This is a genomic window from Campylobacter sp. BCW_6873, from assembly GCF_001762365.1.
GTDB lineage: Bacteria > Campylobacterota > Campylobacteria > Campylobacterales > Campylobacteraceae > Campylobacter_D > Campylobacter_D jejuni.
In genome coordinates this window covers 101,507-126,697 of sequence record NZ_MJWS01000075.1, presented here as the reverse complement: position 1 = coordinate 126,697, position 25,191 = coordinate 101,507, and the positions used below count along the sequence as shown (strand labels likewise).

Here is a 25,191-nt window from a genome sequence, read left to right as displayed (position 1 = left end):
TCGGCTAAGCTAGGGGCGATAATATTAATAAAAATTATATGCAGTTATAATCCACTTTTTATCTTTACCTTTATAATCAAGTGCTACCATAACTCTACTATTCTTAACTTCAATAAAAGCTCTATTATTACCTTTTTTTACATTTCCATTATTTATAATATTTTCTATTTCTTTTATAAAATTTAAAGCTTTATTTTTTGCTTCTATTTTATTTAACCCTTGTTTAATGAAATCTTCTTCTCTTCGATTGACAATATGACTTAATCCAAAGTTTCCATCTCCCCAAACCAAATCAATATCACCTAAATCTTTTCTATGAAAAGCACCTGCTACCTGTCCTTGTTTTTCAATGAGTAGTTTTTGTAAAGCACCTTTTCCATCGTGATAATATTCTGCATAATTTTCGCCAAATTCTTTTAAAGGTTGTATATTTAATTCTTGTTCGATTTTACCCCTTAAAGCACTTGGAATATCTTTTTTTACACCTTTATTTGTGCTTTCTTTGGCATTGATTATCATCTGTCTAGTTAAGTTGTATTCAACAGTATTTAAATTCATATTATCTAAAAAATCAAGATTATAATCTTTATTCTCTTTTAGAAAATTATCATATCTTTTTAGAATATCTTCACTAGCTTTTTTATCATTTTGTATTTTTTCATCAAGCCTTTGTTTTACGCTTTTTTTATTCTTTTTCTTTACTTCTTTATTCTTAATGTTCTCTTTTATATCATCCATTAAGTTTTTTTTAGGCTTAGCTTGGGTAGAATTTTCGTTAGAGAACGACACTTGCTTTGTCTCTGAAGATGCCCTAGATGTCGGTAAGGCTCTCGCATTATTATAATACACTACTTCAGCATTTTTCATTTTATTTTTTATATTATTTTGTTTCTTTGGCGAATTGCTAATTATAGTCAAATGCGTTTCATAGTCTTTGCCTATACTTGTAAAATAAGTCTGATTATCTATATTTTTAATAAAAATAAAATCATCTTTATCTTTTAAGATTGCCTGTGGGCTTTCTAAAGTTTCTTTGATATGTGGTATGTATTTAATTCTATCTTTTTCAATCAGCTTTAGTAAACTTCCTTTTGTAAGTTTTATTTCTCTATCTTTTAAAGCTATCTTTGCTTCTTTTGGTATATTAGGGATATATTCATCATCGATATTTTTAAGATTGAAAGTTTTCATCCATTCATTTCTAACATCTTTATTTATAGTATACTCTTTGCCATTTTTGCCTATAAATCTTAAAGAATTGTCTTTAGGATCAGTTTTATCCATGAAGAAGTTGTCGCCTTTGATTAAATCTTTAACTTTTGAATTAAATTCTTTTCTAGCCTCTTGTGCTTCTTCTTTGAGTGTTTTATCTTTAATACTTTCTATAAATTCTTTAGCCGATCTATCAAAATCTTTTAAATTATTTATATTACTAAACCCCCTTCGCATTTGTATTCTTGTTCCAGCTCTTTTGCCAACTTCCCATAATCTCATAAAATAAAAAGCTATATAATCAGTGAAATTATTAACAAGCATTGTTTTAGCTCTTTCTATGAAATTTGTACTTATTCCATGTCCTAGTTCTTTTGCTTTTGAATTTAAAATACCATCTATTACAGTTTCAAAGTTAGTACGTAAATCACCTATTGTTTTTAAAACTTCAATCTTCTCTTGTCCTGATTTGCTTTTTGGTTTAAAGTTTTCAAAATTATCCATGACCGCTTTATAATTTACTGCAAATTTGGGATTATTGGCATCTCCTATATTTACTTTATTTTTTTCTAAAGCTCTAGTTATTATTTGATTATCTAAAACTTTAATCTCATCATCATTAAGTCCTTTTGTTATAGCTTCATAATTCTTTTTTGGATTAGTTTCATTAAGTATTTTATCTATATCTTTTGATATCTCTTTTTCACTTCCTTCTAGTTTTTTTCCTAATTTACTTTTATCATATACTTTAAAATCTGCATAATCTTTTCTAATCTTGGTTAAAATCTCTTTTGCTTCTTGGGGATTATCAGCACTTTTTACTATATTTTCTAAAAATGCGTCTTTTAAGCTATTTAAAAAATCTTTATAGTTGTAACTTGAGCTTTCTTTTATTTTATTGCCTATAGCATCAATTCTATCGTAAATCTCTTTAACGCTTTTACCATCTAATGCACCGCTTTTTGCTTCATGAATAAAATTTTTTATCATAGCTGGTGTGCTTTCACTATAAACACTTGAGTTTAAAACTATATCATCTATGGTTTGCTTATCTACTTTTACACCATTTGGATTAAGTTCATCTAGTTTATCAAGTCCTTTTCCAAATTCATCATAAGCTCTTTTTGCTCTAGCATCTCTTAAAGCATAAAGCTCATCAGCCTTAGAAGCATTATTTAAATTTAACTCTTTTAATATAGCCTCATCTTGTAAGTGTAAAGAGTTTGCAACCTTATTTGCCATTTTAGGGTCATTTGCTAAAACACTTCTTGCCATATTAGCTAAATCATCATTCATAAAAGAAAGATTAATAAGATCTTGTTGATTCAGTGCTGCTTCTTTTGAACCTATATTTTTACTAATATTATTTAGCGAATTAGTTACGTTGTCTGCTGTATTTTTTACAAAACCATTTTTTGCAGTATTTGAGAAATCTTTTATTTTGCTTGCCACTCCATCAACTAATGCATTTCCTTGATTAACTTCTAAAGGCATAGCTCTTGATTTTTGCAATATATCATCATAATTTCTATTTTCGCTTTCTATTAGCTCTCTTGCATAAGCTTTTGAAGTTTCGCTACCTTGTGAAGCTAAATCATTTAAAATACTAGGGCTTATTTTTCTAAGCTTATCCCCTATATTTTCTTTTAAATTACCACCTTTTACTGCCATGCCATCTATCATATCTTTACCAGCTTGCGCTCCTGATTTAGTCATGTTATAGGTATTTTTTAAAACTCTTGCTCCTTTGGCAACTCCTGCAAAAGCTGCATCTCCTATTAAAGAAAGTCCTGCATTTTCGCCCATAAGCATAAGAGCTTCTTTTAAATTCATATCTTGATTTGTATCTTTTGTATTTCCGTAGTAATCATATCCTGCCCCTAAAGATGCACCTAATGCACCACCTGCAACCATACCAACTCCGCCACCTAGCATTGTACCGCCAATGGCACCTGCTGTTCCTAAAGCCATACTAGCACCATTATCTCTTAATCCACGATATAAATCACCCATTGTGCTACCTTGCACTTTAGAATAATTTCCGTTATTATCTTGCACCCAATAAGATCCATCATCATCTTGCAATAATCTTCCACGCCCTGATTTTTGCAACTCATCGCCTAAATCTCTCATAAACTGATTACTTTTTCTTACTACTTCATTATCATCAGCAAAAATAGGTTTAGAGGCATTAATTTTAGATTGCTTATCTAAAATATAATTACTTAAATCATCAGCATTCATGGATGGATTTTTATTATAATCATATAAATCCCTTTTATATTCACTAATATTGCCCATAGGATTTGTTAAATTTTGGTCTTTGAAATTATATTTTTCATATTCTTTAGCATATTTATCTTTATTTTTATAAAAATCATTTATTACTTCATTTTTTAAATTTGATAAATATTCACTTGTATTTTGATTTTCACTTTGACTTGCTCCATCTTGCAAAAATGAAATAATGTTATTTTCTTGTGGTTTTTCTAATAAAAATTCTCTTATATTCATTGTATTAATCCTTGTTTTTTTAATTCTTCTATGCTAACTTGCATTTTTCTACCTGCTTGATTAACTAATATTACATTACCATTAGCATCAGGCTCTGATATTTGAGCATTAATTCCATTAAAACTAACGCTATGTAATTTTGGTGTATTTTGATTTTGCACTTCTAATATATTTTTGGCTAAATCGTTTTGTATATTTTGATTAGTTGTTGAATTATCTATAATTACTGCATTTTTACTAGGTTTTGAGTATTTTTCATCCCAATAAAAAGCTTTTACCTTTGGAGCATAATTATTATAAAAATCCATATTATTTTTATAATCTTCTATAGCACTTTGTTTCTCAATATTTGTTTTTGCGTTTCCTAGTCTTTCTGCTAATTCCATTTTAAAAGAGTTTGGAGCTTCTGCTAACCATTCTCCTGCTAATGCTTGAGCTACCCTTTGATTATTTGCTTCCATAGTATAACCATTAATAGGGAAATTGGCTTGTATATTCTCTAAATTCCATTTAGCATTTTTACCACCTCTTAATAAATCACTTTGCATTCTTTTTAAGAATAAATCACTTGCATCATTTAAATCTGTGCTTTGACTTCCCCATCCACCAAAACCACGCTCTATAGCTCCATTCCAAAAACCATGGGTTGTATCATATGTTTTACCTTGTTTACTTGCTAAATCTAAAAACTGAGCGTCTGCTTTATATCTTGTATTGTTTTGTAAATTTGCATTGTTTTGACTATCTAAACCTTGACTATTACTAAGAACTCCATTTAATAAATCTTGCTCTTTTTGTTTTGCATTTATCTCATTTTGCAATTTTTGTAGTTCTAATAATCCTTTTTGATAATTTAAATCCTTGTAAGCCTTATTAGCATTTATTGCTTGCTGTCTTAAAGCATTTTGCATGGCATATTGTATAGCTCTTTGATTATAATTCATTAGCCATTGCTGATCTGCTATATTTGCTCTTTCCTTTTGATAATCAAAATTTCTCTCATTTTGCAAAAGCTGATTATTTTGCATAGCCTGATTAAATTCCATTTGTTGCTTTCTTAAATCTTGCTCTTGTTGGAATTGACTTGCCTTAACCTTATCATCATAACTCTTACTCATGATATCATACAAAACACCGCCTACTTTTCCTGCGTTTTGTATAACGCCTGTATCAGGATTAAATACTACTCTTTGTGGGTTATAAAATGCCATTTTGTTTCCTTTATTCTTTCTTTTAAAATAAAGGATTTAAGGAAGTTTGTGTATAATTTTAAAAGGTGTGGTGCTAAGGGTCGCCACCCTTAGCACTAAATTACCACCTAGAAAGGCGGTGAAATAAGATGCTACAAATCTTAATAGTTATTATACTACTTTGTATTATTGTTGTCAATGCAAATTAACAATCAATAAACAAAGCCCCTTATTCAAGGGGTTAAGATTTACCCTTTAAACAAACTCCTTAAATCCAAATCTATTTAATTACTCCAAACATTTTGAAGTTTATTTTCCATATTTTTTCTTCTGTTTAACTCTTCATTAGCTAGATATTTATTAAAGTTATAAGCATCTTTTTGTAGCTCATAATTCTTTTGTGCCATCTTTTGCTGATTATAAGCACCATATAAAGCACCAGCACCGCCTAAAACATTTCCTAATCTATCAAAATTAGTTACTTTATTTGCATCAGAACTTTTAAATAACCAATCTCCAAAATTACTAAAAGAATTTTTTAATCCATTTAAAAAACCACCACTGCTACTTGCTAAATTTGGAGTGAAATTGCTTGTTTTCATCAAAGTATCTGCAAAACTAGAGCCTAATCCTGTACCACCTTTTAAAGCTGTTATAAAATCCATAATTTCTCCTTTATACTAAACTTAATAATTCTTTGCCTAGATCTATCTCGCTAACTTCGCCTTTTTTTAACTTATCGTTAAAATCACTAGTTCTTACATTATTATTTGCACTTGATAAATCTTCAGCTTTTTTGGCATTATTTGATTTTCCGACCAAATTAAGCAAGGTTTTCCAGCTGTCAATATTACCTTCGCCTAAACCATTTAATTTTGTTGCAAGTTCTGCCATAGCCTTTAAATCCGCATCAGGATAGGCTTTTCTTAACTCGCTTTCTACTTGTGCGTATTTAGCGATTAGTGCATCTTGCTCTTCTTTGTCTTTTTGCTTTTTATCAAGCTCTTCAAGCCTTTTTAATTTCTCATCAAGTTCATCAAGTCCTAATTCTTTTAAATACTGCTCTCTTTGTAATTCTTGTTCGCTTGGCTCTTTTTTTGGATTTTTTAAAGCTTCAAGCTCACTCATTAAAGCATTTAATTTGTTGTCATTTTCACTTTTATAAGCTTCAAACATCGCCTTATAATCAGGCTCGTTCTCATTAGCAACCTGCATAGGTTCATTATCTTCTACTTGCGTAGGTTCATCGCCATTATTAGCAACTTGTCCTTTATCATCATCTGTTATGACATTTATTAAATCTTTTAAAGCATCATTTTCCATCTTCTTCATCCTTTATTTTATTGATTATTATGTCTAAAAAAGCCATAGTATCTAAAGCTTTTAACCTTAACTCTTTCTCATCGTTATTTTTTGCTATATAAAAACATTCACTATATTTTGCTTTGATAAAATCTATTAATTTCTTTCCTCCTTTAGTTTTAGATATATCACTTTTAATTTCAATATTAAGCATTAGCTTCTCCTTGCATTTGTGGATTAATATCTTCATTATTTTCAAAAGCAAATAAACTATTTACATTCTTTACACCTAAAATTGGTAATAATTCTTTAGTAAGTTCTTTACTAGCATTTATAATCCCATAAGCAGAATTTGCATCGCCTATGCTCATATACATTTGATATAATTGTGAAAAAACTTGCATACTAGCTTGAATTCCTGCGCGTCTAATTTCTTTATTCATGGCACCTGTGCCGGTTTGAATTTTAAATCTAAAACTAGGTATATCCTCTCTTTGAAAACCATTAAAAAAACTATCTTCTCCATACTTAAAAACAAGCATTGCAAATCTATCAAATAAAGGCTCTATAAAAGTTTCGTTATACTGTCTTATGTAGTCAGCACTTCTTCTTCCACCTTCTTGTGCTTTTATGCTAATTTCTGTTGCTGTTTCATTTTGTGCAGTTTGAGCTCCATTGTTTTGTGGACTAACTCCTGTAACTTCTGTGAGTTCGCTTTCTAAAAGCTGTAAATTCATTCCCGCACTATTTACATTTGGTGGTGGTAATATTTGCACACCCTTTGGATCGTCTGTATATATTGGTTTTCCTAAGGTTTCTATATCTTCTCTGCTTACTCCCATTGATTTTGGCATCATTATTTTAGGCATGATATGAGTTCTTACTGCATCTATTAAAAGATTTCTAGTTATATTAATTTCATCTTGCAAAGGCATAGCAGAAGCCATTATAGGCTCGCCATAAGCACTTACATAGTTTTCGTTATCTATCTTTTTAAGTTGTGGTAGCATTGAACCCCAGATAAAAGGCTGTCCATCTTGCAAAGTAACTTCATTTCTAAGTAAATTATTTTCAAATAAGGTAGAAACCACCCACTCATCATCGTTTTTTCTTTCATAAATATCATAAAGCTTTACTTTTTTATACTCATCATCTTCATCAAAAAGCTTTTTAATTTCAATTTTTTTATAAAAACCTAGCTTTTGTCTTTCATGGATTTGATTATAGGTTAGGTAAATTTCATTGACTATATATCCTACATCCTCGCTATTTAACGCATTTGGATCAAAATAAATACTATCAATATCTACTCTTTCAATGCGTGGCATTCCTTTATGCCAAGTAACCTTGGCTATACTTGTTCCCACAAGTAAAACATCTAAGAAAAGCGGTTGAAAAATCTTAAACATATTGATTTTTCCACTATAAAAATCAATCGCGTTTTGCCATAGCTCTATAATCGTATCATCACTATTAATGTAAGTTTCAATATCTGCCATTCTCTCACTATTAAAATACACATCATTTAAGCTAGTGATTAAATACTTTACCTTAGCGTTTATTTTTGGTATGTAAATGCTTGATTTATTTCTTTTTCTTAGTTTTTGCATTACCTTATTTTCAAGCAAATAAGCATCTTGCAACTCTTTAAAGTGTGGTTTGTAATTTTCATATCCACTTTTACTTTCGCTAATGAGTTGTGTTAAAAACGACACTCTCTCATCATTAGTTCTTTTTGTTTTCATTCATAATTCTCCATATTGTTGTTTTGCTTAAATTTGTTATTTTTAAAATATCTTTTTCATTCACTCCTTTTTCAAATAAAAACTCCGCAAATTCTCTTTTAAATTTCTTTTTAGAAATATTATTAAACCCTGATACAAGCTCTAAAAATTCATTTGCAAGACTTGACTTTATAGCCTCATCGCTTAAATTTGAAAGCTTTTTTATTTTGTTTACATCAATTGCATCATAGATCATTAAAAACTCACCAGCCATCATAACTCCAATCTTCATTAGTATTGTTTCTGCTGTATAGTTTTTCAAAAAAAGTTAATGCCACCGCATCGCTAACATCAGGACTTTTGCCATAGTTCTTTTTTAATTGTTCTTTTGAAACTATCTTTAAAAGCCCCTTGTCGCTATATTCATATTCAATCATTCTCATATCTTTTTTTAATTCTTCATCTTTAACAAGCTCCATGTGTTTTAAGTTTTTAGCAAATGTAAAATACATTTGCGCTCTTTTATTTAAGTATTCATTACTGGTTGCAGAATTTGCAGAATTTGCCTCAAATACAGGCAAACCATAATTTAACAAGACATCGTATACGCCAACGCCAAGACCGCAAGTATCTATAAAAATACCTTTTGGTTTATCTTCGCTTTGATTGTATTCGGCTAGTATTTTGTTTGCTAATTCTATAGTTCCAAGTTGTGAGTATTTTTTAATCTCATAAATTACAAAACCTTTTCTTTTTGCTAAAGCACTCTTATCATCTCCATATCTTGCTACATCAAGCCCCCAAATATTCTCGCCTTGCATTTTTTCAATACTAAAAGAGTTCTTGCTCATCGCATTTTCAATTTCACTTAGAGAAAATAATTCAGCACTCGAGCTATCTATAAACTCGCCATAAATTTCTTGCTTGACAACTTCACTACATTCTCCGCCTACTTCTTCAATTAATTCTTTAATTTGCTCTTCTTTTAAAAATGGATTATCATAACTTGAGAATTGAAAATGTTTCCAATTTTTATCGCTGAGTTCTTTTCTGCAAAGTTCATAAAATAGATTTTTTCCTTTAGGAACTCCACCGATAATCGCTCTTGATTTAGGATTATCAAGCAACATAGGGCGTATGGCGTTATACCAAAGATATTCTCCTTTGCTGCCTTTTAAAATAATTCCTGCTTCGTTTAAAATAACAAGGTCATATCCAAAACCTTCGATATTTTCACTTCTTTCAGCACTTCTCATATGAAGCACTGCTCCATTAATAATTAGTTTCTTATCTTGCACACTCCATGAGTAAAAATCTTTTGGCAAGTTTTTTAACTCAGGTGTAAAATATAACTCGTAATAATTTTGTAAATTTGCTTGTATGGTATCCACCCATAAAACATTTTGTCCTAAAAGCAAGTTTTCGATAACAAACTTAGCACTTCCCCTTGTAAAACCAAGTCTTCTGCCCTTTGCTACAGTTATAAAGCGTGGATTTTTATCATCAAAAACTTTAAGTTGTGCCGGAGTGTAAGAAAAATCGATTTTTAATTTCATTTGATTTCACTTCTTATAATTTCAATTTTTTGAACGTTATCGCTGACAACTTCTTGTTTATCCACATATCCATGCTGATTTTTTAGCAAGAACATACTAACGCTAGGAGTATAAGTGCCGATTAGGGAATGATTTAAAATATCCATTTCACATTTTTGCTTAGCATTGGATACAATTTCTCCAAAATCCTTATCCTTCTCCCACTCACCTAAGGTTTGCATTGTAATTCCTAAATACACAGCTAATCCCACTTTTGTTTTGGGTGCAAAAATAATACTCTCCTTAGTTTCTTTTAAGACAACTCTTTCATCAAAATAACTCTCTATTTTTGAAATAAGCTCTTCTTTTGTCATACTTTTGCCATTTGTCATCATTCTAGCCATCAAGCCACCCCTTCTTTAAAATGAAATTCTTTGATTTCTAAGTCTAAAAAAGATTTTTTGAAACTCACAACTTCATAATCGCCTTTTAAAACATTCTTATCGTTTTCAAATAACGCATCTAACACGCATTTTACGATATTGTCCCCATCGCCATGCCTTTTGCTGTTAAATCCTATTTTTAAAGAAAACTCATATTTCTTTTGCTTATCAAAGGCTTGAAAACAGCTAATATCATTTTGTCTTCTAAACTCCATTTGCAAGAGTTTTTTAAAATCTAAATATTTAAGATAATCTTTACATACAAATTTAGATCTTTGCGTGGTTCTTTTATAAGGAACTGGGTTGCTTTTTAAATCAATTTTTAAAATATACTTTTCCATTTCAGACTTTCTTAAATTTAGCTTATATTTTTAAAAGCCATTTTGCTTTTAAGAATTTTTTCAAATCTACTCTTATTCTCGTTAAATAGCCTTTTTTCTTCAGCTTTTTCAAGCTCTCTCATTTCATCTAAAGTTAAAACTCTTTCTATTTCTCGCACTGGTAAAGAATGCTCTAAATCTCTTCCTATCCTATCTTGATTTTTGAACATGAAATCAACTAAAGCTTCTTTAAATTCTCCATTAGCTATCAAATTACCATCTTTATAAGTGATTTGCTTAAAAGCATTGATGCAAATTAAAGAATCAATAGATTCTTGATTTATTTTAATTTTTTGATTGCTTCCGTAATTTGCAAAATATGAGTATTTAAAATCGCCTTTAAAAACTCTAAAGCAAGCTTGATTTTTGTATTTATTGCAAAGCCATTCTAAAAAAATTTCTTTGTCTTCAAAACGCTTTTTAAACTCTATTTCAGCTCTTTTGCAAACTCTTCTTAATTTCTCATAGGTTGTCCCTACGATATTCTCTCTTTCTAAAGTTTCGAAATAAAAATCTAAGAAAGAGTGGATATCATCAACGCTTTTTAGATATCTACCAACGATATCAGTTGCTTGAGCCTTATTAATTTCTAATAAGTCTATTAAAATTTGTATTTTTTCTTGCATTTTTTACTCCTTAAAAGCATCCTAAGGGCTTGTTTTTGTTCTCATCTTTCATTCCGTAATACTCCATCAAGCTATCAACCACACTAGGATTGGCTTCTTTTTTTCTGTTAAAACGCTGATTTTTTCTTGCTTCATTTTCTTTAGCGTATTTAAGCCATGTATAAAGACTTCCTGCCACACTTGACATTCTTTTTCCATTTCTTTTCCATTCCCTAGCATCCCAATAGCCTATAAAATCATTAGCCAACTCTTCACCAAAGTTTGTGCCATTTTTCTCATTAAAAGCTATTATTTGTCTCATGAGTTCATTTGCATTTGGGACTTTAAACTCTTTTTTTGCCATTTTCTCTAACTCCTTTTTGCTAAAATCAATAAAGCTCGTCACAAAAGAGGCGTTTTGATTAGAAACGCGTTCTTTCTTTTCTTGATTATTTTTTAAATTTTCTAAATTCTCTTTTTTTATAAATTTATTATTATTGATATTTATATTATTTATAAATTTATTATCACGTGCGTGCGTGTGTGTTTCTATATAATGCAAATTCTCTTTTTTTTCGTTTTCAGTGGTTAATTTTCTGTCGATTGATGAAGTGTTATTTTTAAGAGTTTTGCTTAGCTTTTCATCACTGTTTTTAAGCAAAGATAAAGATTTGTTAAAATGCTTTTTAACTTGATAATTTTCATCTTTTAAAATCCACTCATAAAAATTTAAAGAGCCATTTCTAACCTTTTTAATTTCTAAAAGTCTGAGTTCAATTAATTCTTTTTTAGCAATTCTTAGTCTATTTAAACTAATTCTTTGATTATTTTTAACTTTTATAAACTCTCTTAAATAGATCTCACTTACAATCGTTTTTTCACTAAGCTTTGCTAATTGAATATACAATGCTAAAGCATCAACACTAAGACCACCATAAGCTATAGTGTTTGATAATTTCAAATAGCCTTTTCTCTCTCTTAGGCTTTTACGCCCCAAAGCTACATCAAAACTTGCTATAAAATTTAGTATCACCAACTCTCCTTTATGTTATAATTTAAATTAAAAAGGTTTTTTATGTTTAATTCTTTCTTATCCGAAATGCTAAAAACCGCCACTTTAGAAAATTTGTTATATTTTTTAATAGGTGTTTTATTTGGTTTAAGTATCCGTCCTTTGTTTTTATATTTAACTAAAAAACAAAAACTAAAAAGAGTTTGTATTAAAGATATGAAGCTAGAAAACGATTTGACAAAAAGACTATATCCTAACTTAGGATATAAATTAGTTACAAAAAAAACTCCTTTTGAAATGGTTTTTAAAAAAGATAAATTTAAATACATTATTTGTCCTCACTACCGTGATAAAAAATGCGTTTTAGATAATGATAAATGCAAGATATTAAAATCCCAGCCGAAATACCAGCCACTAGAAACAGTCTAAAATGCAACATCATCAAAGTAAAAATAAATAATCCTATTATTTCAAATACCCTATCAAGCATTAATCATCCTAAAAGATTTTCCAAATTAAAAAATAACTAAAAAAACCTATTGAAAATCTCGCTATAAAAGCCATTTTTTAACCTTTAGTTCAATCGCCTTCATTCTCTATCCTTTCGCTTTCTCCCACGCTTAGGTATGTTTATAAGATTGCTACGAACATCCACCCAAAATTCATGAGGTATTCCATAGAGTTTTTTAAACTCTATTTGTTTTTTAAAGCTTGGGCGTGATTTATTTGTTCTAATCTTTTTAACACTAATAACCGTATAGTGATTACTCAATATTTTTGTAAAATCAAAAAAATCTATTTTTTTCATAACGAAAGTATAAAATAAAGAAACTTAATAAATATTTAATTATGTTTCTAATTATGAAACATTATTTGCTTGAAAAAAGTGTATAATTTTTATACTAAAAAAGGAGAGAATATGGGAAGAAATGGAGATATATTCGATTTTCATTTTGATACTGAAAAATTTAAATTTTATTTAAAAAATAGAGATAAAAAAGTTACATATCAAGATTTGATGGAAATTTTATATAAAAATGGCATAGAAAGCTCAGAAGCAACAATAAAAAAATGGTTGATGTCTAAAGAAGATAATAAAACAAAACCTAAACCACAATATATAAAAATTTTATGCAATGCATTAGATATTCCTTTTAACGAAGTGATATTGCAAGATGTTTTTAGAAATGATAATCAAATTAACTTCAGATATTTTCCAGATATTTATGCAAGTGCAGGACTTGGAACCTCATCTCAAAGTGAAGAAGTTAAAATAGTTTCCGTTGATGAAAATTTTCTAAAAGAAATTTTAGATATACCTATAAAGAAGAGTTATGATATTATAAAAATTAATGGCGATAGCATGGAACCTATTTTATCTAATGGAGATTTTATTATTGTGGATAGAAGCAAAAATTCACTTCAAACTATTTCAAATGCAGATATTGTTATTTTTAGAAAAAATGATGATTTATTTTGCAAAAAAATTAAAAAAGAACCTTTTGAAGATTATATTTTTTTAGTTTCTGAAAATAAAAAATACGAGGATAAAAAAGTAGATAATAGCGAATTTGAACAATGCGAGATCTTAGGTGCTGTAGTATCAAAAATGGCTGTTGAAACCTTTAAAAATTTTATAGAAGTGGTGGGATGAGAGTAAATATGAAAAAAGAAGAAAAAATAAAACGAAAAGAATATAATGTATTTTTTTATAAGCTAAGCGTAAAACCCAATTTATTTAATCAAGAAAATGAAATTTATAATAGTATGTTAGAGTTTTTAAAAATAAATTTAAGAGATAGACAACTTTGCGATATTAATGGATGCAAGGCATATGTAAATTTTATAAAAGAAAAAAATGGAATATATTTATTTTATTTCGAAAAATATAGACAAGAAGAATTACCGCAAATTGAAAATATAATTAATGGAAATATTAGAAATATATATCTAGAAGAAAATGAAGCTATTACAGAAAAAACTTGCTTTGCTTTATGTTTTAATGAAACAAAAGGTGCTTTTTATATAGCTTATGTAAAATTACAACATTCTTATGAACCATCGTCTTTACTTAAATATATTTCTCAAACTATAGGAATTAAAGAAGATGAGTTAAATTTATCAATTATCTTACATAAAGACACTTTAGAAAAATTATATAAATATGAAAAAATCAAAGGATATTCTTATACTATTGCTACACCAAATGAAACACTATTAAAAGAGTTCGGACTTTCAAAAGAAAGTCGTTTTATTTTGGCAAAAGAACAAGTTTCTAAAATTAAATTTGAAATTTCACTAGAAGAAACACAAAAATTTACAAAATCAAAAAAAGAGAAAATAAATAAACTTATTTCAAACAACACAGATTGTATTAAAAAACTTATTATGGAAGTTTGTTCAAAAAATGAAAAACCTGAAAAAATAGATTTATTTAAAGACATTTTTAAAGATAAAATTAAAGTAAATATTAATAAAAATAATGCTATAAATTTAGAAAGTATTGGAGAAAAACTTATAGAAACGTTACAAAAAAATAAAAATAATTTAGATAATATTTTAAAGAAATGATTGGAATATGATACACTTAATTAAAGAGATTTTAAAAGCTTTAGTTGATAAAATCGATGTTATCTTAGGAGCTTCCTTAACATTAGCCGGATTTTTAATTACCGCACTAACTATTATTATAACTATAATGCCAAATTATGCTGAAAATTCTTTAAAACAAGAATTCTTTAATGATTTTAAAATAGCAATAAGATTTTCTATAATATGTGCTTTATTTGCTTTTTTGTGTTTAGTTTTAAAAAGACAAGAAAGTGTTTCTTATATTTTAGCTTTTATAGATGGGGTTTTATTTTTAATTACACTTTGGACTACTTATAAATCAGTTAAGAGTTTATTTTTTATAGCTGAAAACAAATGAAAAAACTCATACTTTTACCATTGTTATCCACTCTAGCCTTTGCTGATTATAATCAATACAAACCAAGTGAAGATTTTGCCAAGTATTTTACTAAGCAAAACTGCTCACAAGTTTTAGATAAATTTTATTATATTAATTGCTATGATTATAATTATAAAGGCACTAAAGCTGTAGCTTATAAACTAGAAGCAGATAATCTAAAAGGCGAACAAATCAAAAAACGCCCACGCTTTGAAGATGATACAAATATACCTAAAAAATACCGCACTACATGGAGTGATTATAAAAATAGCGGTTATGATAGAGGACACACTCTTTCTAATGCTTCAATGCGAAAAACAACTCAAGCCCAAAGAAGCACTTTTTTAATGAGTAATATTACTCCGCAAAATCCACAAATTAATCAAAAAGTATGGAATAAGATTGAAAAAAGAGAAAGACAAGTAGCTTTAAAGCTTGGAGAAATTGAAGTTTTAAATTTGGTTAATTATGATAGCAACCCTCAAAGAATAAGAAATCAAATTGCTATTCCAAGCTCTTACACTAAGATTTTAAAAGGCGATAATTTTAAAGAATGTTATCAAGTGCCAAATCATGAAGTAGAAGTTGAGAGTATAAAAAGCTATAAGGTTGATTGTGATAAATAATGATTTTTCTTATGAAAAAATTATGATACAATTAAATAAATGTGCTGAAGCAAAATTAAAAAAAGAATTATCAAACTATAATTCAAAAGATTATTTTGCGGAATATCTCAAAGAAATATATTTTTCTATACCACCTAAACCTAGAAAAGTATTTATATCAAAAGAGATTAAAGAACGAACTCTAAATAAAAAAATACGGAAAACAATTAATAAAATAGAATATAAACTAAAAAAAGGAGAAGATGTTAATCCTTTTCTTAGTAAAAGATTTGATAACAATGATAAAATGTTTTCTTCTTTTGGAATTCATCATTTTCATCTAGGAGAATATCTTAAAAATAAACAAGAGTATGATAGAACTGGGGGCTTATTGTATTGTTTTTTACCGTATTACAATAATGATTCAATATATTTTATAGATGTATTACCCCATAAACAATGGTGTAATCAAGAACTATTTGATATTATACAGAAAAATTGGCCCGATGTTCTTCAATATACACAATCTTTTACTGTGAAAGATATATCAGAAAAAGACATTAAAAAATTAAGAAAATATAATATTAATTTTATACCTTCCTTAAAATCAGGTGAACTTGTTTTTTCAAATTTTGGATATATGTCTAATGGGGATCCTACATATGTATATTTATGTAAAATGAATATAAGAAAACAAATAGAACATATTTATAAAACATACCATATTAATATTAGCGATACAGAAATTATAGACTTTGAAATTAATAATAATTTGATATTAAAAAATATAGCTATTAAAAATAAAATATCAGGCAAAATAGATTTATATAATTTTTAATCAATACCTCATAAACCTTTTATATCCATCGCATTAATCCTTCCAATTTTCTAAAAATGTTTTTAAGGATTTTTTTGGTTTTTTATACTTATATAGCCAAATGCTAAAAAATAAGCTTAAAACAAATGGTGAAAAGAATAATACATATTTAATAAAAATCTCTAAATCACTTACTTCTATAAAATTACTAGGCACATAACCTAATTCTAAATTATCGCTAACGGGTTTAAGTGTTACATATTCTGCATTTACATAAGTTACTAATCCATAGCCAATTAATATAGAGTAAACTAAAATTGATACAATAAACATTTTTTTAAATTCAAAAATTAAATGGAATGGATTTGTGGTTTTAATTAAAATAAATTGCAAAACAGTCAAAGCAATCAAATAAATAAATGTTGCAAAACATGCTTCAAAAAAAGCTTCAACTTTATCATATCTCCACCAAAGATTAAGTCTATCCCATGTTCTCTCAAAATTTTCCATGTAGTCATTTTTTGACTTTAATTCAACAATATTATTACCAGCTAATAGAAGATGTTTGGTTTCACCTTCTATTAAATCTCCTATAATCTGTGGTATTTTATTTGTTAATATATAATAATTACTTTTAAGTTCTTGGGTATATTTTTCAAAATCTTCATATATAAATTTTTCTCTTTCATATTGAATTTTACTATATTTATCATCTTTTATCATTAGAATAGAAATAAAAACCACTAAACTTAAAAAAAATAAAACAGCCATTAATCTTTTTAACATTATTTAAAATCCTTATTTTTATTTATTCTTAAAAATTATATCACAAATATTTTTTAAAAAAGTTTCTAATTAATATACTAAATTAAATTTTAATTAAGTTTCTTTATTATATACTTTTATCAACAAAACAAAAAGGAGAAAAAATGAGTTTTACAGATTTTTATTTTGATAGAGAAGAAAAAAGAATTTCTAGCCAAACGAAAGAATTAATTACAAATGAGTTTGAAAGCAAAGAGAATTTAGAAAATATATTTGCAAACTTGCAAGATTTTAAAAACTCTTTGGAAATAAGCTTAGAAGATGATGAAGAAATATCTATATCTTTACAGGCTTATGGAGATGAATTTATGAGAAATGCTTATGAGCTTTTAGAGAGAGTTAGAAAATTCGAAAAACAATGCAAAAAGCTTTTTTGAAAGTTTAACAAGTTCTTTAAAAAAGAGCTTTCTTAAGCTTTTGACCGCTTGAAAATTAAGCTTTACTATCGCGTTGATAGTTCTGTATAGCGGAAGGGTTAGCAAGTTATCCATAAACTTGGCTCGTTATTATTGTTTATAGTGCTATTTTTAAGGTTTTCTTGCACTTTAAAAACGACAGAAAATCAAGAGTTTAAGAAAGCTTGCAAGATTTGCTCGGCTTTTCTTAAACTCCTTTAATGCTTAAATGGGGCAACTTTTACAAATTAACTACTTGAGAATTTACCTTTTTGTTTTATTTTCTATTCTAAAGAATTCAGTTGTCCCTTTTAAGCATTAATCTAAAAGGAAAAAAATGAAAGCTTATCACACAAAAGAACAAGTCATCATTAAACTTAGCAAAGATGAATATAGAAAAGAAATGAAGCTAAATAAGTCTTTAAAAGATGAAAATAGATTTTTAAAAACTGAAATTTCTAATCTTGAAAATGAAAAAATAGAACTTTTAAAAGAGTTAAAAGATCAAATAGAAGCAAATATGAAAAATATAAAAGAAATTAGCTCTTTGCAAAATAAAATTTATGAGCTTCTTTATATAAAAGAAAGGTCGAAACTATGTTCCTAAATAGTAAAAAAAATGAAAAAATAAGATATTTAGAAAAAGAAATTCAAAGGTTAAAAGGTGTAATAGCATTAAAAGATACTGCTATAAATGAAATTTCATTGAAGCTAGAAGAAGAAATTAAAATCAATGTAAAACTTAGTAATTTTCGTATAAAAATACTTGATGCTTTAGGGCTTATAGGCGTTTTTAAAAATGATGATAAAGCTATTAAAGAAGTAAAAAGATTAAAGGATAAAGAATGCAAATAACATCAAAACAACAAGAAAAAATAGTTTTAGAACTATTATTAAAAAATGGAATTATAGATAATTTCTATTGCATTGATAAAAGAATTACTACAAGGCTTGGAGCTTATATTTATAATCTTCGAAATAAAGGTTATGAAATAGAAACAGTTAGAAACAAAGAAACGAGAAATACTTTTTATATTTTAAAAAGCACTCCAAAAATAAAAAAGGCAGGATAAAATGAATTGCAGAATAATTAACTTAGAACAAGGTAGCCATGAATGGTTAAATTTTAGAAAAGGAAAAATAGGTGCATCGATGGTAGCATCTTGCGTAGGTATCAAATGTGCTTTTAATTCCAAAGAAGAAGCAAAAGATATCATCTTGGGACTTAAAGAAGTTTATCAAAATGAAGCTATGAAAAAAGGCAATAACTATGAAGCTTTGATTAGAGCTAGAGTTGAGTTTTTACATTCTGTGAGTATCACTCCTGTAGTTTTGCAAAGTCTAGAAAATGAAATGTTTATAGCGAGCTTAGATGGTATTGATGAAAATGGGGTTGTTTATGAGTTTAAATATTCGCAAGATGAGTATGATTTTATCAAAAGAAATAAAAAGCCAAGTGATAAATACTACGCTCAAGTGCAATTTCAACTCTATATCAGTGGTAAAGAAAAATGCATTTTTGTAGCCATGAATAAAGAAGAAGAGATTGTAGAGTGCGAAGTTTCAAAAGATGAAGCTTATCAAGAATGGTTGGTTAAAAATATAAAGCAATTTATATTAGATTATATCATAGATCAAAAAAGTGAATATAAAGAGCTTGAAGATACTAAAGCAAAAAATCTAACGATTGAAATTATAAGGCTTGAAAACACGATTAAACCTATTAAAGAAAAGCTAGAAAGTCTTAAAAAAGAACTCATAGCCTTAGCAAATGGAGAAAAAGCAAGATGTTTGGATATTACAATTTATCCGCAAAGTAGAACTACAATTGATTATAAGGGCTTTTTAGAGCAAAAAAATATTACTGTGCCTAAAGAGTTTTATAAAGAAAGTATTTCAATGTGTTTAAAAATCAAAAAAGGAGCATAAAATGAGTAATGAAGTTGTATTAAAAGAAGAAAATAAATTAGAAATAAATTTTAATCCTTATGAGTTGGCTTTGGTAAAAGGTGATTTATCAAAACTTAGTGATGTAGAACGAGCGAGTTATGTTAAAAATCTTTGTGAAAGTTTAAGCTTAAACATGCTTACAAAGCCTTTTGAATACATAGTATTAAATGGCAAACTTACTTTATATGCAAATAAATCAGCAACAGATCAGCTAAGACAAATAAGAAAAGTAAGTATTACAAAAACAGAGGTGGCACAAGTTGGCGATATTTATATGGTTACAGCCTACGCAGCAACACCAGATGGAAGAACTGATTGCGATACAGGTGCTTTAAATATTAAAAATTTAGGTGGCGATAATTTAGCAAACGCAATAATGAAAGCTATCACAAAAGCAAAAAGGCGTGTAACCTTAAGTATTTGCGGACTTGGAATGCTTGATGAAAGTGAATTAGAAACAATAAAGGAAAAGCGATTTTTAAATCCAAATGAAGATTTAAAAGTTTGGGGTAGTGATGAAAAAATAGCTTTAGAAAATAAAGCAAAAGAGATAAAAGCTTTAGGTGCTGAACTTAGAAAATTTATGAGTGATAATGGTTTAAACACCCAAGAGCAAAACAATTTTATAAAAAAACATTCTTTATTTACAAGTGAAAAAATACAAGAAGTTCTAAGTAATAAAGATGAATTTTTAACACAATTAAAAGGAGGATTATAATGTTACCAGCATTTAAGGCAAGTTTTGAAGTGGCAAATTATTCGCCAAGCGTAGAGTATTTAAGTGAAGGTGGGCTTTATAGCGGAGTTTTCCGCAAAGCCTTTTTATATGATAAATTGGCAAGCGATGGAAGCAATAATACTTTTATTTGTTTTGAATTTTTAACCAGAAAAGAGCAAAAACTAGCTATTTTTAATCTTTTTGTAGCTAAAAATAACGATTTTAGCTATATCAATAAAAATGGAGAAAAAGAAAATTATTTAGGATTTAGACAATTAAACGCTATTATGAAATTCTTTGGAATTGATGAACTTGATTTTAGCGAAAAGGGAAATGAGAATGTTTTTGGAGTGCAGACTGAAGTTATTTATCTAAATTCTTTAGTTAATAAACTTTTAGTTTTAGGTTTTGGAACAGAAGAATATTTAAGTAAAAATGGAGAGCTTGCTAACAAAATCTTTCTTGATAGAATTTTTAATGAAAAAATGCAAAACATGGATGAGTTTCAAAATAATAAAGAGCCTTTATCTATAAAATCTTTTAAAGCAAGGCATAAATCTTTAAATAACGACAATAATAAATCATTTATTCCAAAAGAAAATCAAAGCTATAATCCTTATGGAAATGAAGTAAAAAACAATAACAATGAAAAATATATCGAAATAGGAGATGACGATGAAAGTTTGCCGTTCTAATTATCTTGAAATTGTAAAAATCATACCATTTAGTGAAAGAAGAACTTGTTTTTGCGAATTTGCAAAACAAAATGAAATAAAAATCGAGAAAATAAATTATAAAAATCATATAAGTAAAAAAGAACTCAGAAAGGCTTACAAAATTTACAAAAGTAAGCCAAGTGAAAGAAATTTCTTTCATGAAAAAAAGCTTATTGTTAAAGCTTTTGAAGATGTTGAGAAATTTTTAAGGAGCGAAAAAATGATTAGGGGGATTTTTTATTGAAAGGGAGTAAAAATGTTTGATTTTTTAAAGATTAACACCTATTGGTTTGTTTCTTTTAAATGCATAGTTAATGATAAAACTATTAGTGGAAATAGAATTATTACAGATATAAGACCTTTTTGGCAAAAAGTAGATATTATTAGTATCCACAAATATGCTTCAAAAACTATAACAGAGCAGATGAATACAGATAATATATGCTTTACGCAATTTCATAAATTATAAATGAAATTATGTTTAAACATATAGAAAGAAGTCTATTTGCTTAAGTAAAATTTTGATAAAATAAAATAAAGGAGAAATAATGGAAAACTTAAAAGCTTTTAAGCTTATTTCAAAACGTATTATAAAAACACTTTTAAATGATTTTCCAAATCAAAGCATACTTTTTTCAGATGATTTTAACAAAGATTGTAAAGAATATAAAATAGACTTTAGCTCTTGTATTCATTTTCTAAAAGAATGCAAAGTTTTAAAATACGATAAAGAAAACAATGGTGATTTTTCAGGAGTTTTAATCAGTCCTAAAGCTTATTTATACTTTTCTAAAAATGATTTTAATGATATTGATGATTTAATCGAATTTTGTATGAGATAAAGGAGAATTAATGGAAAACTTAGAAAAATATAGAAAAGAAATATTTAAAGATGAAACTTCAGCAGGTGATGAAGGTGTTATAGCAGAAAGTATAGATATAGTAAATGATAAATTTGGACTTAATCAAGAACAAATGCTGCAAGCCCTTAACTTTTTATATAGTATAAAAGATAGTTTTTTGGGAAGAACAAAAAAAGAACCATCGGATAATATAGTAAATGAATTATCTTCTAAGATTATAAAGTATCTAAGACCAACATTGATTGTGTCAGAAAAAGAATTCAAAAAAGAAATTGACGAATTTTTATTGGACTATGGCTTAAAAATCCATATACAGGAAACAAACCCTTATGAAAAAATATATAGTATATATAAAGAATGGCAATTAGAAGATAATGATAATTTGTTTTTTAATCGAAAATCTGTAGGTATGTGGATAGAATGGTTTAAAGATAGCTATAAATATATATTTGATTTACATTTTTCTTCAGTAGAAAAAGAAAGCAGAGGTAGCAATCTTATACAATTAAAGGTTAGTGACAAATTAAAAAATGAATTGCAAAAAAAAGCAGATGAAGTAGGTGTTCCACTTACAACATATATTTATCATTTATTGATAGAAAGGATAGAGAAAATTTAAAATAGACTTTTTGATAAATTTATCAAAAAGTATTTTATTTTAATATTATAATATTTTATATAAATACTTTAAAATATTTAAGCAATATATAAATATTAATTTATTATACTTTTGTAGATTAAACAATACAGGAGTATAATTTATGCAATGTCCATTAATCTACAACAAAAAAATAGGTGCAGAAATAAATTCCGTAAATGCTAGAGAAATTTATAAAATTATAAATTCTGAACAGGAATTTGCTAATTGGATTAAAAATCGTATCAGTCATTATAGTTTTATCGAAAATCAAGACTACATTATAGAACTTGTTTATACAAAAGGTCGCCCACGCAAAGAATATTATGTAACCTTAGATATGGCAAAAGAGCTTTGCATGGTTGAGAATAACGAAAAAGGAAGACAAGCGAGGCGTTATTTTATAGAATGTGAAAAACGCTTAAAAAACCTTGAACAAGAGAAAATGCAAAAACTAGCTTTTCATCAAAGCTTAGGTTATAAATCACAGCTTAAACAACAAAAGGAACATTATGAAAACAAAATCAAAGCCTTACAATACGACTTAGAACATAAAAAGGAGCTAAGCTTTAAAAGAAAACTTAGCAAGGAAGAATTACTAGAACTTAGAAAAATCTTAGCCAAGGATTATGATATGGTTTGCATAAAAGAATGGGAAATGAGTTTATTTGCCGAAAAAATAGGAAAAGATACTGTTTTTGAAGCTGTTTTAAATAAGCTTGAAAAAGAGCTTAATTATTGGCAAAATTATGAAGAATACGAAGAAAAATGGAGAAAAATATTAAGGAGATGAGATGGGAATTTTAAAAAGACTTGATGAAACTATCATTATCGAAAATGATAGGAAAAGTGAAAAAGAATTAGTTGAGTATTGTATTTTAGAAGGGATTTCTTTAAATAATGCAAACTTGGAAAATATAAATTTAAGTGGATTAGATTTTAATAATGCATTTATAAATGGAGCTAGTTTTAAAAATGCTAATTTAAATGATATTTCAAGTAAAAATACATCTTTTATAGATTGCGATTTTAGTGGAGCAAGTTTCCATTTTTGTAATTTTTTAAGAACAGAATTTGAAAATTGTATATTTGAAAATGTAGATCTTAGGGATTGTATAGGAGATATGAAAAATATCTTTAGTGTTGTCGTTGATACCTATGTTATGACTTTTACAAAAACTATGATGAATTTAGGTTGTGATACTAAAACAATAAAAGAATGGCGTAATTTAAGCGTTGATGATTTAGAAGATGAAGAACAGAAATGGCTTTGGAGTTATTACAAGGATACTATTTTTGAAATTATAGATAAAAGATTAGGAGTTGAAAATGGTTAAAAAATATTTTAGAGAAAAAGAATTGAGCGAATATTTAGGAGTTAGTATAACATCATTATTTAAGTTAAGACAAGATGGTAAAATACCTTACATTCGCATAGGAAAATCCATAAGATATGAAATAAAAGAAATAGAAAAATGGCTTAAAGCTAAGAGACATTAAAAGCAAAACTCACAAAGAGAGTTTAAGTAATTTCCATACCATTGCATAAGTTTTGCTCTTAAATCAATTGCCTTGGCTCTGTTGTAAGCCCTTTCTATTTCATTGCCGCTTATATGATGTAATATCATTTCTGCTATATCTTTACTAATACCTTGCTGAATTAACTCATTGCTTTTATTAGTATAAACACTTCTAAAAGTAGAACGATATCCATGTATAGTGTGCTCTAAATTATAAAATTTAAAAAATCTTACAGCAAAATTCTCACTAATAGTTCCATTATTATTAGCGAAAATATACTTTTTATCTCCATTTAAAATTCTTTGTATATCTAGTATCTTTAAAGCATATTTATTTAAAGGGATAATATTATCACCATTAGATCTTACTTTCATTTCATCTGCTTTTATAATCCAAAGATTGTTTTCAAAGTCAATATCACTCCATTTAGCAAATCGAATATTTTTACTTCTTTGTGCTGTCAAAAGCGTAAAATAAATTGCATTAATTATAGTTGTATTTGTCCGTGGATGATTTTTATATTCTTTCATACATTCTAACATATTTCTTATTTCTTGTTCTTCTACTATAGCTTTAAAATGTTTAACTTTATTGTGATTTGCTTCATTGTAAAATTTCTTTAAATCTTTCAATTGAAGTATTATATCTGTTTTTAAGTCACCTCTTTGTCTACTAATCTCAAATATCCTACATAGCAAAGATATATTTTTATTTATTGTTTCGTATATTCCTTTTTTCTGCATTAAATCATAAATAGGTAAAAAATCATCTTTTTTCAATTCATTTATATCTTTTTGTCCCAAAGTTGGAATAATATATTTTTTAAAAATTGACTGTTCTTTTTTAATTGTAGCTGAATTTAATTTTTTAGATTTTATATCAACATAAAGAAAATTTGCTTTTTCAAGTGTCATAACCTTATCATTTTTGCCGATAAATTTTCCATCATACATTGATTTTAAAAGATCTTTTGCTTTTTCTCTTGCATTTGTAACATTTAAAACACCTTTTTGGCATTCCCCTATTGTTATAAAATTTTTAAATTTTGAAGCTCTTAAATAAAAAACTTTTTTACCCGTTGGATTAACTCGGACATATAATTCTTTTGGTTCTCCTACGCTAATCATATACCTTTTATCTTTTATTTCTAAATTGTCTATATCTTTTTGAGTTAGCATTAAAAAAACCTTTTTTTAGTATTTTTGTAGCCAGAATTAGCTTTTTTACTTTGGCTACATAAATGGCTACAGAATTATAAGAAAAAATAGAAAAAATTT

35 protein-coding genes are annotated in these 25,191 nt (G+C 27.3%); 20 read left to right on the top strand and 15 right to left on the bottom strand.

Annotated features, from left to right (window positions below; genetic code table 11):
* Positions 1-24: 24 nt before the first annotated feature.
* The 12 genes from AJ932_RS06495 to AJ932_RS06440 all read right to left on the bottom strand — a co-directional run bounded on the left by AJ932_RS06495 (position 25) and on the right by AJ932_RS06440 (position 11,938).
* Positions 25-3,726, bottom strand: coding sequence for a PBECR2 nuclease fold domain-containing protein (locus AJ932_RS06495; RefSeq protein ID WP_070278881.1), 3,702 nt, complete (start codon positions 3,724-3,726; stop codon positions 25-27).
* Positions 3,723-4,937, bottom strand: coding sequence for a hypothetical protein (locus tag AJ932_RS06490; RefSeq protein WP_070278883.1), 1,215 nt, complete (start codon positions 4,935-4,937; stop codon positions 3,723-3,725). Before AJ932_RS06490 ends, AJ932_RS06495 begins: the two co-directional genes overlap by 4 nt.
* A 263-nt stretch (positions 4,938-5,200) precedes the next feature.
* Positions 5,201-5,581, bottom strand: coding sequence for a hypothetical protein (locus AJ932_RS06485; protein WP_002791792.1), 381 nt, complete (start codon positions 5,579-5,581; stop codon positions 5,201-5,203).
* A 10-nt stretch (positions 5,582-5,591) separates the two neighbouring features.
* Positions 5,592-6,239 carry a hypothetical protein gene (locus AJ932_RS06480; protein ID WP_052799629.1) on the bottom strand — a complete coding sequence of 216 codons (648 nt, stop codon included), beginning with the start codon at positions 6,237-6,239 and terminating at the stop codon, positions 5,592-5,594.
* Positions 6,229-6,432 (bottom strand): hypothetical protein, encoded by a 204-nt coding sequence (locus AJ932_RS06475; RefSeq protein ID WP_000931940.1) that lies wholly within the window; start codon positions 6,430-6,432, stop codon positions 6,229-6,231. Before AJ932_RS06475 ends, AJ932_RS06480 begins: the two co-directional genes overlap by 11 nt.
* A complete protein-coding gene (locus AJ932_RS06470) occupies positions 6,425-7,963 on the bottom strand; it encodes a hypothetical protein (protein WP_059119423.1) in 1,539 nt (512 codons plus the stop codon). The genes AJ932_RS06475 and AJ932_RS06470 overlap by 8 nt, the downstream gene beginning before the upstream one ends.
* Positions 7,944-8,216, bottom strand: a complete 273-nt coding sequence (locus AJ932_RS06465) for a hypothetical protein (protein WP_002781524.1) — start codon at positions 8,214-8,216, stop codon at positions 7,944-7,946. Before AJ932_RS06465 ends, AJ932_RS06470 begins: the two co-directional genes overlap by 20 nt.
* On the bottom strand, positions 8,206-9,498 hold the full coding sequence (locus AJ932_RS06460) for a terminase (protein WP_070278885.1): 1,293 nt from the start codon (positions 9,496-9,498) through the stop codon (positions 8,206-8,208). Before AJ932_RS06460 ends, AJ932_RS06465 begins: the two co-directional genes overlap by 11 nt.
* Complete coding sequence (locus tag AJ932_RS06455; RefSeq protein WP_070278887.1) at positions 9,495-9,881, bottom strand: terminase small subunit; 387 nt, start codon at positions 9,879-9,881, stop codon at positions 9,495-9,497. Before AJ932_RS06455 ends, AJ932_RS06460 begins: the two co-directional genes overlap by 4 nt.
* Positions 9,881-10,261 (bottom strand): hypothetical protein, encoded by a 381-nt coding sequence (locus AJ932_RS06450; RefSeq protein ID WP_070278888.1) that lies wholly within the window; start codon positions 10,259-10,261, stop codon positions 9,881-9,883. Before AJ932_RS06450 ends, AJ932_RS06455 begins: the two co-directional genes overlap by 1 nt.
* A 17-nt stretch (positions 10,262-10,278) precedes the next feature.
* On the bottom strand, positions 10,279-10,926 hold the full coding sequence (locus tag AJ932_RS06445) for a hypothetical protein (RefSeq protein ID WP_070278889.1): 648 nt from the start codon (positions 10,924-10,926) through the stop codon (positions 10,279-10,281).
* Between the two features lie 10 nt (positions 10,927-10,936).
* On the bottom strand, positions 10,937-11,938 hold the full coding sequence (locus AJ932_RS06440; RefSeq protein ID WP_070278891.1) for a hypothetical protein: 1,002 nt from the start codon (positions 11,936-11,938) through the stop codon (positions 10,937-10,939).
* A gap of 42 nt (positions 11,939-11,980) precedes the next feature.
* Between AJ932_RS06440 and AJ932_RS06435 the strand changes: the two genes are divergently transcribed.
* Positions 11,981-12,346 (top strand): hypothetical protein, encoded by a 366-nt coding sequence (locus AJ932_RS06435; RefSeq protein WP_002874369.1) that lies wholly within the window; start codon positions 11,981-11,983, stop codon positions 12,344-12,346.
* Between the two features lie 160 nt (positions 12,347-12,506).
* On the opposite strand, the gene AJ932_RS10965 is transcribed toward AJ932_RS06435, so the two are convergent.
* Positions 12,507-12,725, bottom strand: a complete 219-nt coding sequence (locus AJ932_RS10965) for a hypothetical protein (protein ID WP_002826741.1) — start codon at positions 12,723-12,725, stop codon at positions 12,507-12,509.
* A gap of 111 nt (positions 12,726-12,836) precedes the next feature.
* Between AJ932_RS10965 and AJ932_RS06430 the strand changes: the two genes are divergently transcribed.
* Genes AJ932_RS06430 through AJ932_RS06410 form a run of 5 tightly spaced genes read left to right on the top strand, consistent with a single transcriptional unit; the run spans position 12,837 to position 16,310 of the window.
* Positions 12,837-13,571 carry a helix-turn-helix transcriptional regulator gene (locus tag AJ932_RS06430; protein ID WP_011049707.1) on the top strand — a complete coding sequence of 245 codons (735 nt, stop codon included), beginning with the start codon at positions 12,837-12,839 and terminating at the stop codon, positions 13,569-13,571.
* Complete coding sequence (locus AJ932_RS06425) at positions 13,568-14,488, top strand: DUF6731 family protein (protein WP_059116726.1); 921 nt, start codon at positions 13,568-13,570, stop codon at positions 14,486-14,488. Before AJ932_RS06430 ends, AJ932_RS06425 begins: the two co-directional genes overlap by 4 nt.
* A gap of 7 nt (positions 14,489-14,495) precedes the next feature.
* Positions 14,496-14,846, top strand: coding sequence for a hypothetical protein (locus AJ932_RS06420; RefSeq protein ID WP_048818574.1), 351 nt, complete (start codon positions 14,496-14,498; stop codon positions 14,844-14,846).
* Entirely contained in the window at positions 14,843-15,493 is a 651-nt protein-coding gene (locus AJ932_RS06415) for a DNA/RNA non-specific endonuclease (protein WP_070278893.1), read from the top strand. The genes AJ932_RS06420 and AJ932_RS06415 overlap by 4 nt, the downstream gene beginning before the upstream one ends.
* Complete coding sequence (locus AJ932_RS06410) at positions 15,483-16,310, top strand: hypothetical protein (protein ID WP_173405595.1); 828 nt, start codon at positions 15,483-15,485, stop codon at positions 16,308-16,310. Before AJ932_RS06415 ends, AJ932_RS06410 begins: the two co-directional genes overlap by 11 nt.
* 33 nt (positions 16,311-16,343) lie before the next feature.
* Here AJ932_RS06410 and AJ932_RS06405 read toward each other — a convergent pair whose 3' ends face one another.
* Positions 16,344-17,075 (bottom strand): hypothetical protein, encoded by a 732-nt coding sequence (locus AJ932_RS06405; protein WP_002861653.1) that lies wholly within the window; start codon positions 17,073-17,075, stop codon positions 16,344-16,346.
* 143 nt (positions 17,076-17,218) lie between these two features.
* Here AJ932_RS06405 and AJ932_RS06400 point away from each other — a divergent pair, with 143 nt between their 5' ends.
* The 14 genes from AJ932_RS06400 to AJ932_RS06335 all read left to right on the top strand — a co-directional run bounded on the left by AJ932_RS06400 (position 17,219) and on the right by AJ932_RS06335 (position 23,893).
* Positions 17,219-17,491 (top strand): hypothetical protein, encoded by a 273-nt coding sequence (locus AJ932_RS06400; RefSeq protein ID WP_052799618.1) that lies wholly within the window; start codon positions 17,219-17,221, stop codon positions 17,489-17,491.
* A gap of 355 nt (positions 17,492-17,846) precedes the next feature.
* Complete coding sequence (locus AJ932_RS06395; protein ID WP_022552238.1) at positions 17,847-18,116, top strand: hypothetical protein; 270 nt, start codon at positions 17,847-17,849, stop codon at positions 18,114-18,116.
* Positions 18,107-18,364, top strand: coding sequence for a hypothetical protein (locus tag AJ932_RS06390; protein WP_002865124.1), 258 nt, complete (start codon positions 18,107-18,109; stop codon positions 18,362-18,364). Before AJ932_RS06395 ends, AJ932_RS06390 begins: the two co-directional genes overlap by 10 nt.
* Positions 18,355-18,582, top strand: a complete 228-nt coding sequence (locus AJ932_RS06385) for a helix-turn-helix domain-containing protein (RefSeq protein ID WP_002874355.1) — start codon at positions 18,355-18,357, stop codon at positions 18,580-18,582. The genes AJ932_RS06390 and AJ932_RS06385 overlap by 10 nt, the downstream gene beginning before the upstream one ends.
* A 1-nt stretch (position 18,583) precedes the next feature.
* Positions 18,584-19,438 (top strand): lambda-exonuclease family protein, encoded by an 855-nt coding sequence (locus AJ932_RS06380; protein ID WP_070278895.1) that lies wholly within the window; start codon positions 18,584-18,586, stop codon positions 19,436-19,438.
* 1 nt (position 19,439) lies between these two features.
* Positions 19,440-20,177 (top strand): hypothetical protein, encoded by a 738-nt coding sequence (locus AJ932_RS06375; protein ID WP_002873576.1) that lies wholly within the window; start codon positions 19,440-19,442, stop codon positions 20,175-20,177.
* On the top strand, positions 20,177-20,872 hold the full coding sequence (locus AJ932_RS06370; protein WP_011049696.1) for a hypothetical protein: 696 nt from the start codon (positions 20,177-20,179) through the stop codon (positions 20,870-20,872). The genes AJ932_RS06375 and AJ932_RS06370 overlap by 1 nt, the downstream gene beginning before the upstream one ends.
* Positions 20,853-21,137 carry a hypothetical protein gene (locus tag AJ932_RS06365; protein ID WP_070278897.1) on the top strand — a complete coding sequence of 95 codons (285 nt, stop codon included), beginning with the start codon at positions 20,853-20,855 and terminating at the stop codon, positions 21,135-21,137. Before AJ932_RS06370 ends, AJ932_RS06365 begins: the two co-directional genes overlap by 20 nt.
* Before the next feature lie 12 nt (positions 21,138-21,149).
* The gene (locus AJ932_RS06360; protein ID WP_002873573.1) at positions 21,150-21,362 is read left to right on the top strand and encodes a hypothetical protein; all 213 of its coding nucleotides are present in this window, start codon (positions 21,150-21,152) and stop codon (positions 21,360-21,362) included.
* Between the two features lie 79 nt (positions 21,363-21,441).
* Entirely contained in the window at positions 21,442-21,735 is a 294-nt protein-coding gene (locus tag AJ932_RS06355; protein WP_038401075.1) for a hypothetical protein, read from the top strand.
* 10 nt (positions 21,736-21,745) lie between these two features.
* A complete protein-coding gene (locus AJ932_RS10795) occupies positions 21,746-22,375 on the top strand; it encodes a hypothetical protein (protein ID WP_083261790.1) in 630 nt (209 codons plus the stop codon).
* Positions 22,376-22,517: 142 nt separating this feature from the next.
* Entirely contained in the window at positions 22,518-23,186 is a 669-nt protein-coding gene (locus AJ932_RS06345) for an antA/AntB antirepressor family protein (protein WP_070278899.1), read from the top strand.
* 1 nt (position 23,187) lies between these two features.
* Entirely contained in the window at positions 23,188-23,730 is a 543-nt protein-coding gene (locus tag AJ932_RS06340; protein ID WP_070278902.1) for a pentapeptide repeat-containing protein, read from the top strand.
* Positions 23,723-23,893: a helix-turn-helix transcriptional regulator gene (locus AJ932_RS06335; RefSeq protein ID WP_002864902.1), complete on the top strand. Its 171-nt coding sequence runs from the start codon at positions 23,723-23,725 to the stop codon at positions 23,891-23,893. The genes AJ932_RS06340 and AJ932_RS06335 overlap by 8 nt, the downstream gene beginning before the upstream one ends.
* Here AJ932_RS06335 and AJ932_RS06330 read toward each other — a convergent pair.
* Positions 23,890-25,092: a tyrosine-type recombinase/integrase gene (locus tag AJ932_RS06330; RefSeq protein WP_070278904.1), complete on the bottom strand. Its 1,203-nt coding sequence runs from the start codon at positions 25,090-25,092 to the stop codon at positions 23,890-23,892. The two genes, AJ932_RS06335 and AJ932_RS06330, sit on opposite strands and share 4 nt — an antisense overlap.
* Positions 25,093-25,191: the final 99 nt, after the last annotated feature.